This is a genomic window from Chloroflexota bacterium, from assembly GCA_018648225.1.
In the GTDB taxonomy this organism is placed as follows: domain Bacteria; phylum Chloroflexota; class Anaerolineae; order Anaerolineales; family UBA11858; genus NIOZ-UU35.
The window spans coordinates 1-8944 of record JABGRQ010000173.1; the positions used below are offsets into that span (position 1 = coordinate 1).

At 54.4% G+C, this 8944-nt stretch carries 9 protein-coding genes; 5 read left to right on the forward strand and 4 right to left on the reverse strand.

The annotated features are described in order from the left end of the window. The 4 genes from HN413_15860 to HN413_15875 form a co-directional block, all read left to right on the forward strand. Positions 1-1894, forward strand: a 1894-nt coding sequence (locus HN413_15860; protein ID MBT3391874.1) for a hypothetical protein, incomplete at its 5' end; no start/stop codon positions are given. Then, the gene (locus HN413_15865) at positions 1891-2094 is read left to right on the forward strand and encodes a hypothetical protein (GenBank protein ID MBT3391875.1); all 204 of its coding nucleotides are present in this window, start codon (positions 1891-1893) and stop codon (positions 2092-2094) included. The genes HN413_15860 and HN413_15865, both read left to right, overlap by 4 nt. Then, positions 2075-3034, forward strand: a complete 960-nt coding sequence (locus HN413_15870; protein ID MBT3391876.1) for a recombinase family protein — start codon at positions 2075-2077, stop codon at positions 3032-3034. Before HN413_15865 ends, HN413_15870 begins: the two co-directional genes overlap by 20 nt. A gap of 31 nt (positions 3035-3065) precedes the next feature. Further along, positions 3066-3956: a hypothetical protein gene (locus tag HN413_15875; GenBank protein ID MBT3391877.1), complete on the forward strand. Its 891-nt coding sequence runs from the start codon at positions 3066-3068 to the stop codon at positions 3954-3956. Positions 3957-4079: 123 nt separating this feature from the next. On the opposite strand, the gene HN413_15880 is transcribed toward HN413_15875, so the two are convergent. The 4 genes from HN413_15880 to HN413_15895 are packed head-to-tail and all read right to left on the reverse strand — an operon-like array spanning position 4080 to position 7271. Beyond that, a complete protein-coding gene (locus tag HN413_15880) occupies positions 4080-4931 on the reverse strand; it encodes an alpha/beta hydrolase (GenBank protein MBT3391878.1) in 852 nt (283 codons plus the stop codon). A 10-nt stretch (positions 4932-4941) separates the two neighbouring features. Beyond that, a complete protein-coding gene (locus HN413_15885; protein ID MBT3391879.1) occupies positions 4942-5886 on the reverse strand; it encodes an aldo/keto reductase in 945 nt (314 codons plus the stop codon). Positions 5887-5903: 17 nt separating this feature from the next. Then, positions 5904-6794, reverse strand: coding sequence for an alpha/beta hydrolase (locus HN413_15890; protein MBT3391880.1), 891 nt, complete (start codon positions 6792-6794; stop codon positions 5904-5906). Positions 6795-6848: 54 nt separating this feature from the next. Further along, positions 6849-7271 carry a helix-turn-helix transcriptional regulator gene (locus HN413_15895; GenBank protein MBT3391881.1) on the reverse strand — a complete coding sequence of 141 codons (423 nt, stop codon included), beginning with the start codon at positions 7269-7271 and terminating at the stop codon, positions 6849-6851. A gap of 77 nt (positions 7272-7348) precedes the next feature. Between HN413_15895 and HN413_15900 the strand changes: the two genes are divergently transcribed. Then, positions 7349-8926, forward strand: coding sequence for a recombinase family protein (locus tag HN413_15900; GenBank protein ID MBT3391882.1), 1578 nt, complete (start codon positions 7349-7351; stop codon positions 8924-8926). Positions 8927-8944 lie beyond the last annotated feature (18 nt).

Here is an 8944-nt window from a genome sequence, read left to right on the forward strand (position 1 = left end):
GGATGTGCTGGACAGCCCCTGGGATTTGAGCTATGCCCTGCCCACGTTGCGCACGTTGTGGATCGAGCCGGATACCGATCCCGCCTTTGCGCCACCCGGGCGCCTGACGTTGAAATGTGAGGATACGTCCTGGGAATTGGATACGCGCGACGAGCGAGAGTTGTTGCTGGAGGTGATGGATATTCTGGAGATCTGCGATCCTGACGTGATCCTGGCCACCCAGGGAGATGCCTGGCTCTTCCCCTATCTGGCGCGCATCGCCAAGCAGCACCAGATAGACTTCAACCCCAACCGGGACAAATCCAAAGCGCCTTTAATTAAAGACGAGCTGACCTACCACAGCTACGGGCAGGTGAATTTTCGCGCCGCTCAGACTTTGCTCTACGGTCGCTGGCATATCGATCCGGGCAACGCCGCCATGAGCGGTGGCTTCAGCCTGCAGGCGGCTATCGAGATGGCGCGCGTCAGCGGTTTAGATGTGCAGATTGCGGCGCGGAACAGTCCCGGCGCGGGCTTCACCGCCATGCAAATCCGTCAGGCGCTGCGCTGGGGGGTGCTCGTGCCGCAGGAAAAACGCCAGACCGAACCCTTCCGCCCGCTGATGGCACTCAACAATGCCGATGGCGGCGGGCTGAACTACCATCCCGTTGTGGGTTTACATTTGAATGTAGCCGAGCTGGATTTCTTCTCGATGTACCCTGCGATCATGGCAGGTTGGAATATCAGCGGTGAAACCGCCGGGGAAGTCGGGAAAACAAACCGCATCGTTCCCCGCAGCGGGATGCCGATCCGCCAGGATGTGCCGGGGCTGGTGGCGACGATCCTGAAACCCCTGCTGGAGAAACGCCGTCTGGCCAAAGCTTTGCGCAAAACGCTCGCTCCGGATGATCCGCGCCGGGAGTTGCTGCAAGGCACCATCGATGGCCTGAAGTGGCTGGGATATGTCTCCTTTGGCTACCAGGGCCATGCGCACAACTTATATGGACGCATTCTGGCGCATGAAGCCATCTGTGCCATCGGGCGCGAGATGCTGGTGCGGGCCATCGAAGCGGCGCATGATTACGGTTTCGAAGTGCTGGCGGCCAATACTGATTCGGTCTTCGTCCACAAGGCGGGCGCCACCAGCCCTGAAGATTTCCAGGCGCTGATGGGCGAGATCGACCAGCGCACCGGCCTGTGCATCGAGTTGGAGGGCATCTTTCAGTGGCTGGCTTTTCTACCCTCGAAACTCAACCCGCGCATCGGCGCTTCCAACCGCTATTTCGGCAAGTTCTATGACGGTTCACTAAAAGTGCGCGGCATGGCCCAGCGCCGGGCAGACACCCCGGCCTGGATCACAAACGCTGAGCGGGCGATCATGGCGGAGTTGGCCAGTGACCCCCATACGCATCCGTTGCAGGAGCACATCCCCGCCGCATTGGCGATCGTCTATCAGGCGGTGGCCGATTTGTATGGGGAACGCGTTCCGTTGGAAGAGCTGGTCACACGCAAGCGGCTCGCGCGCGAACCCGAGGAATACACCGGCCAATCGGAGCCCGCCAAAGCTGCGCTGCAGTTGCGCGCTGCCGGGATCGATGTGCGCGTCGGCCAGCGCATTCCGATGATCTATATTAAAGGAAGGAAGCCCGGTGTTTCAGCCTGGGGATTGCCCGAACGCCCGCAATGGCAGCAGGTCGACAAAGCCCGTTATCGCGACTTACTGATCCGCTCCGTCTTCCAGGTGCTGCAGCCGTTGGGGATGAATGAAGGCGATCTCGCCAGCCTGGTGATCGGCGGTGGGCGTCAGCTCGCGCTCTGGCCGGAAGAAGAAACATGGGAAGGGGAAGCAGACGATGACGACTCCCTCACCGACGAACTCTTTGGAGACACCACACATATTGGGAGAATGGAATGACCACCAAAGACAAGAACACAGAAATCTCAGCCATTGAGCGCCAGCGCATCGATGATTTCAATCGTGAACTGGCCCTGGCGCTGAAACGCATCTTCCGTGAAGAACCCATTCTGGAAGCTGTCCAACGGCTTGGCTCGATCCAGGCAAATTCGATTTCAGACCAAAGGAAAAATACACCCCATGACAAATCGCACAGATGACTTTCCCTGGCAGCCTCACACGCCCGAAGATATTCGTACCTTGGTGCTGGCACTGCAAACAGAAGCCGAATCGAATCCTGAGCTGGCGTTCCGGCATCCTGTCAAAGCCGCCATCTATACCCGCAAATCGCGCATCATGCCAGGGCAGCAGGATTATTCGATGGAATTCCAGGCCGATGACGCTGAGGCCTATGCCGAGCGTCAGAACTGGATTATTCATGATATTTTCGCTGACCCCCACAAAACCGGACGCAACAGCAAACGCAAAGAACTTCGCCGTCTCAAGCAGGAAATCATTGCCGGAAATATTGATGTCGTTGTGATCCACCGGATTGACCGCTTATATCGCAATCTGACCGGCCTGCTCGGATTCATTCAACTACTGATCGAGCATGACGTCCGCCTGGTGTCCGTTACGGAGCAAATTGATACCAGTACACCCTGGGGGATGCTGGTGCTGCAAGTCCTGGGTGCGCTGGCCGAAATGCTCGTTCGCCAAACCAGCGACCGCGTCCGCCGGATGAAAACAGCACGCGCCGAGAAGGGATTGCTCAACGGACGGCTGCCGCTGGGGTATTGCAAAGGGAATTGCTCGGCGTGTACCCACCCAAATGGCGAAGGCTACTGTCCCAGCTTTGGTACAACTGACCTTGGCGATGGCAGAGTACCGGTCCGGCATCCCATTGATCAATATGTCATTCAGTTGATCCACCATCTCTATGCCGAGGATATGGGCTTCAAGGAAATTGCAGACTATATCAACGCAAATAGGTTTGACCTGCCGAATGGAGAAATAGTCCAATTTCGAACGCAGGGTACGCCAGGACACAAGCCGCCTGGGTCGTTCAGTCGCGACAGCATCCGGCGCATCATCACCAATCCCAGTTATGTCGGACTTTCCGCCCAGTATGAACGCCCGCCATTGGATATGAGCGTGTAGCAGGGAATTGCTGTGCATCCAAGGAGTCTGTATGAGTCAATCCATCAACAAGCGTATCCCGATTGCCCTTCATGATGGTCAGCATACTGCCATTATCTCCGACGAGCTTTTCCTGCAGAACCAGGAACGCAGAAAGGCACGACGTTCCAATCCTGGAACCGCCACGCGCAAACGTCGTATTTACCCCTTGAAAGGGGTTGCCAAGTGCTGGGAGTGCTGGGAAAGGTTGACGGAAATCGTGGGATTGCGTGGTTCTACTGGTGGGCGTAATCATTACGCTTTTTACCGCTGCGGCGCCTATCATGATCGCAGCATGAAACGTAAGCGGAAGACCGTTTCTGCCGCCCAGGCTGCTCTGGATCGAGCTGGGCTTCATATCCATCAGAATCTCGATTTGCAGGCCTGGGCAGCTTGCCATCATAACCTGCAAGAAGATGTACTCATGCCCAAAGTGGAGGCCCTGATCGCCCAAATGGTGATTCCGCCAGATTGGCATCGGGGTATCCTGACCAATATCCAGCACCCCGATGGTATTTTGCACTTCGAAGCAAAGGTGCGAGCCTTCCAAAAGCAGCAAAGCGACCTCAAACGTCTCTATCAGATGGGAGAAATTGATCTTGCCCAACTGCAAATCGAAGGCGCCAGGCTGCAGGGGTGCATCGACGGATTTTGGCAGACGACACTGATTGAAACCAGGCCCTACGAAGAATGGCTGACAGATTTTCAGATTTTGTGGCAGCGCTTGGAACCGTATGAAATCAACAACCTGCTCAATCTCATGTTTGGCGGCTTGTTTTTCGATGGACAGGGACGCCTGCGCTGGATATTGGCGCACTCGCCATTTGACCGGCTTTTGGGGCTACCCGAAGGCGGCATGATAATGGATGTGGATGCGGCGGAATTTGAACAACTCAAGGTTTAGCACGATCGCGCGGGCGTTACCAATCTTTTGGAATTTCTGAACTTGGCATCAGCACCGCGCTGGTCAACGGCAAGCCTGCCGGGATTTAGTCCTTCTACACGTGTGCGTTGTTCACGCGCAGGGTCAATCATCTGAATCCGATTCAGAGAAATGTTCGATCAGGTATTGGCTGGTTTTGTGCGGTTCATCGTGCAGCACCCAGTGTGTCGCATTTTCAAAGGTGATCAAATGACAATTGGAGCAGCGCTCAACGCTGAGCAAGGCCATTTCATAGCTGAGATGCGGGTCTTGCTTGCCCCAAATGATTAGCGTTGGGATCTGGATTATTGGCGCATCAGCGGAGTGTCGCAGTTGGCGAAGTGAAGCCCGGTACCAGTTGATCATGCCTGTCATAGCGCCGGGTTGGTTCCAGGCTTCTCGATAACGGTTCCGTTCGGCTTCAGTGAAATCATCCGGCATCGCCAAAATCAGGCTTTGCCAGTTGTTGAGTCTGCTGAACCATTCGGGTAATCCAGGCAGTTGGAAGAAAAAAACATACCAGCTTTTCATCATCTGCGCTGGATGCGTGCGCAAATAATTGCCCATCACGGCTGGATAGGGCACGTTCGCAATCGCCAGTCGTTTGATCCGCTCCGGGTAGCGCATCGCCAGATTCCAACTGACCATTGCACCAAAATCGTGTCCCGCGAGTTGAAAGCGTTCATAACCCAATATGTCTGCCAGGCCGAGAATATCATCGACCAGGGTTTCCATCTGATAACTGGCAACCCCTTCGGGTTTGTCGCTTAAGTTGTACCCCCTCTGGTCGGGCACAATCACCCGGAAACCGTACTCTGCCAAAGACCCGATTTGATGTTCCCAGCCAAACCAGGCATCCGGGAATCCGTGTAGCAGGATTACAGGTTCCCCATTTTTCGGCCCCGCCAGCGCCGTGTGCAGGCGAACGCCATTGGTTGTGATGAATTCGAACTTCATCGCTATTTCATCATGCAAGTACTTGACTGGCTTCATCGAGAGCAGCCACTTCTTCGGACGTAAGCCGCCAGCCCATCGCTCCCAGGTTATCGGCGGCTTGTCTGGCATTTTTCGCTCCGGGGATGGGAACGGTTCCCTTGCAAATCGTCCAATTGAGGGCAACTTGTGCAGGTGTTTTTTCGCGGATTGTGCCGATTTCCTTCAGAAGGTCGATCAGCGGCTGGGCGCGATGCAATTTTTCGGGGGGATACATCCGTTTGCGAGGACCAGGAGGTGGGTTGTCAGGGCTATATTTGCCGGTCACCATCCCTTTCGCAAGCGGGCTGTAGGCGATGACAGTGATGTCATTTTTCAGGCAGTAATCGAGCAGGCCATTGTTCTCAATGCGCCGGTCAAACAGGCTGTACTCGACCTGATTGGAAGCCAGTGGCACACCCGCGGCTTGCAGGGTTTCATTGGCCAGCCTGGTTTTTTCGGTATTGAAGTTGGAAACGCCCACCGCGCGGGTCAGACCTGCATGTACCGCCTCGGCGAGGGCCGACACATACGCTGGCTTGCTCCACTGCCCAAAGGGCATGTGAATTTGGTACAGGTCAACCTGGTTGAGTTGCAGGCGCTCCAGGCTTTTTTTGAGCCTGCGCAGCAGTGCTTCTTTGCGCACCCGCCACGGAAATGGGAAAAATTTGGTTGCAACCAGCACTTCTTTGGTTGTTGTGGGTAAAAATTCGCCCAAAAACCGTTCTGACCGGCCCATGCCGTAAATTTCGGCAGTGTCAAACCAGTTTGTGCCGTTTGCAAGGCTGACATCAAAGGCTTCCCGGATATCGGCATCGCTATAGCTGCTGCCCCCATACCCCCACACCATCCGGTCGCCCCAGGCCCAGGCGCCCACACCTACGGTGGTGATCATGAGGTCGGTTTTTCCAAGCGGTACAAGGTCTTGATGCTTTTTCATTTTTCGATTTCCTTTTGTTAGGTATTTCTGTAATGCTGAGACACAAACGCCGCAATCTGGCTGACGGCCTGCTTTGTTTCTGGCAAAAATGAGAAAAGTTGAAACACATGGAACATCTCATCCCAAATCTCCAGGTGGACATCGACCCCAACGGCTCGAGCTTTTTCCGCAAGCCGAGTGGCATCGTTCAGCAAGATTTCATCGCTGCCTGCCTGGATCAACAATGGCGGGAGCCCCGTAAGGTCAGCATAGAGTGGCGATATCCAGGGATTGGCTACATGATGCTGAGCAGCATAGTAACCGGCGTACTTTTGAAGGCTGTCCCGGTTCAGGATGAAATCTGCTTTCGCTTTGCTGTGGATTGACGCACCGGTGAGGACTAAATCTGTCCACGGGGAAAGACAGACGGCTCCAGCGGGGAGCTGCTCTCCGGCATCGCGGAGCTTGACCAGGGTCGAGAGCGCTAAACCGCCACCGGCTGAATCCCCCGCAATAATGATGTCGGACGGCTCAACGCCCTGGGCGAGCAGCCAATGATAGCTGGCAATGGCATCTTCCAAGGCTGCCGGGAAGGGATGCTCTGGTGCCAGGCGGTAATTGAGCGCCAGGCAGCGCATTCGGGTAGCTTGTGCCAGGCGAGCGGTCCATTCTCGATGACCCGTGATCGAACCCAGGGCGTAGGCTCCGCCATGCAGGTACAGTATCACCCCCAAATTCGATTCGGTCCGTTCGATCCATTCAGCTGGCACACCATCGGCGTCCACAGGGTGGTATTGGATCTCGACAGGAAGCCGGGTATATTTACTCAGCTTTTCTTGCCGGGCGCGTTGCTCCGTGATAGTGCCTTCCGCCCAGCCTGACATCAGGAATGCGATCAGCTTTTTGATGAGCGAGTTGCGCAGGCTCAAAATAACCAAGCCGTATCGATTTCAAAGGACATCTGCTTCAATCCCTGTGGCGGTTTAGTCTGCCTCAAAATACTTCGATAACAATGTCCGAATCGCACGGGCAACCTCTTTGCGAACGCCGGGGTTTGTAATCCTGGCAATATCCATTGCGACTTCAACCGCCTCAACTGGAAGGTTCTCGGCGCTTTCGGCATGAATATCAAAAGCCTTCAATGGGGGCCAGTTGGCCAAAATCAGCAGTTCGTTGGGATTGATCTCAAAATGATCCGCAAGTTGAATGCAGTTTTGGATCAGGGGCCGCCTTCCACTTCGGATGCGATTGATCGCCTGGTGGTCCAAATTGGAGGCCAATGAGGCTTCTCGATAGGTTTCGTTACGCTCCTTTAACAACTCCAGGATGCGGTCAATCAGGGGTTGAGGATCGTATTTTTCTTGCTTTGCTTTTCGTCGCTTCTCCACAGTTGAATCGTCGCTCACGATTACCTCCGTTATAATGCGCCTGTGTTCAGGCAGAAAAAATGCTATCAAGGATTATAAACGAAACGGAGGATACCATGAAGAATAGTACGCTACGAGCCGCAGGCTACCGGCGCGTGTCAATGCGCGAGCAGGTGGATGGGCACAGCCTGGCGGCCCAGACCACCAATATCCAGTCCTATGCCGATGGTCAGGGTTGGAAATTGGTGAAAATATATACCGATGCAGGCATTTCAGCCAAGAAAGGCAGCTATCGCCCGGCCCTGGAAGATCTCATGCAGGGCGCCAAAAACGGGGAGTTTGATGTCGTCATCGTAGACAAGATTGACCGCTTCTACCGCCATCTCAACGGGTTACTGACCGCCCTGGACAGGCTCAATCAGTGGAACGTCAGCTTCGTCTCGGTACATGAGAAGTTAGATTTCACCACGCCCTGGGGCAAGTTGATGCTGACTGTGCTGGGGATGTTGGCGGAAATTTACATCGATAATTTGCGCAGGGAAACCACGAAAGGAAAACTTCAACGCGCCAGAGATGGGTATTGGAATGGTAATCCCCCCTTTGGGTATTGTCGCGGCTTATGTTCGGCCTGTAAAAACCCCAATGGCGAGGGTTACTGCCCGGAGTATGGTAAGCCGGATCAAAGCAAAGACAATATTCTGATCCCACACCCGATCGAAAGCCAGGTGGTCAAACAAATCTTCGCATGGTATTGCACGGGCGAATATTCGGACAGTAAAATCGCCATGAAGCTCAATTCGCACCATCACCCGTTGTCAGATGGGTCTCAATTGCCGCTGCGCCATCGGGGAATTCCTGGACGTTCGGAACCGGGCAAATTCAGTGCCAGTTATGTGCGCGGCGTTCTTGGCCGAGTTTTCTATACCGGAGTGGTACCTTATTACAGCGTCGACAGCAATGGCAAGTCCCGAAAACGGAAAGAACCCCAACTCTTCGCAGGCAAGCATCCCGCTATCATCCATGAAGATATGTTTCGGAAGGTGCAAGATTTGAGAGAAATGCTATCCCCTTTTCCTAGAAATCGTCGTGGCACACCGGCACGGGTCTATCCTCTCACCGGCATCGTCCATTGTGGCTATTGCGGTGGACGGTTTCGAGGCAGTACGTTCAGGGGTGGTCGCTATTACCGCGATGCGAACCAGACTGAACATGTGATAGACTGTAAACAACCCTTACTCAAGGCGTATGCTATCGAGAGAAAGTTGGTCGATTTTCTGCTTGGCGCCCTGTCTGGAACTCAGCTCACAGAAAATCTGCTCTCCGTACAAAGCTTGTTACAGCAAGCCGAAAACCGCCTCGATCGCGCAAAAACGCTCTACCTGGCTGGCGATATCAGCAAAGAATTCTATGATGCAGAAAAAGAACGCTGTGAAATCTCCCGAGAATCCTTGCCGGTTCGCAATCCCAGTGCTATAATCGCATCAATGCTCGAAACCCGTCAACAACTTGATGGGTGGAATGATATTCCGGACATTAAAAAGAGAAGGCTCTTTCGACTTGTCCTCGAAAGAGCCTATGTGCAAGGCGAAACAATTGTAGCTCTTCAACCTACGTTTGCTTTCGCGCCTTTGCTTAACCAGGATGTCCTGGGTTGTAACTGCGGTCCCGACGGGGGTGGACACCACCCGAAGTAATTCAGGGCACACAGACCC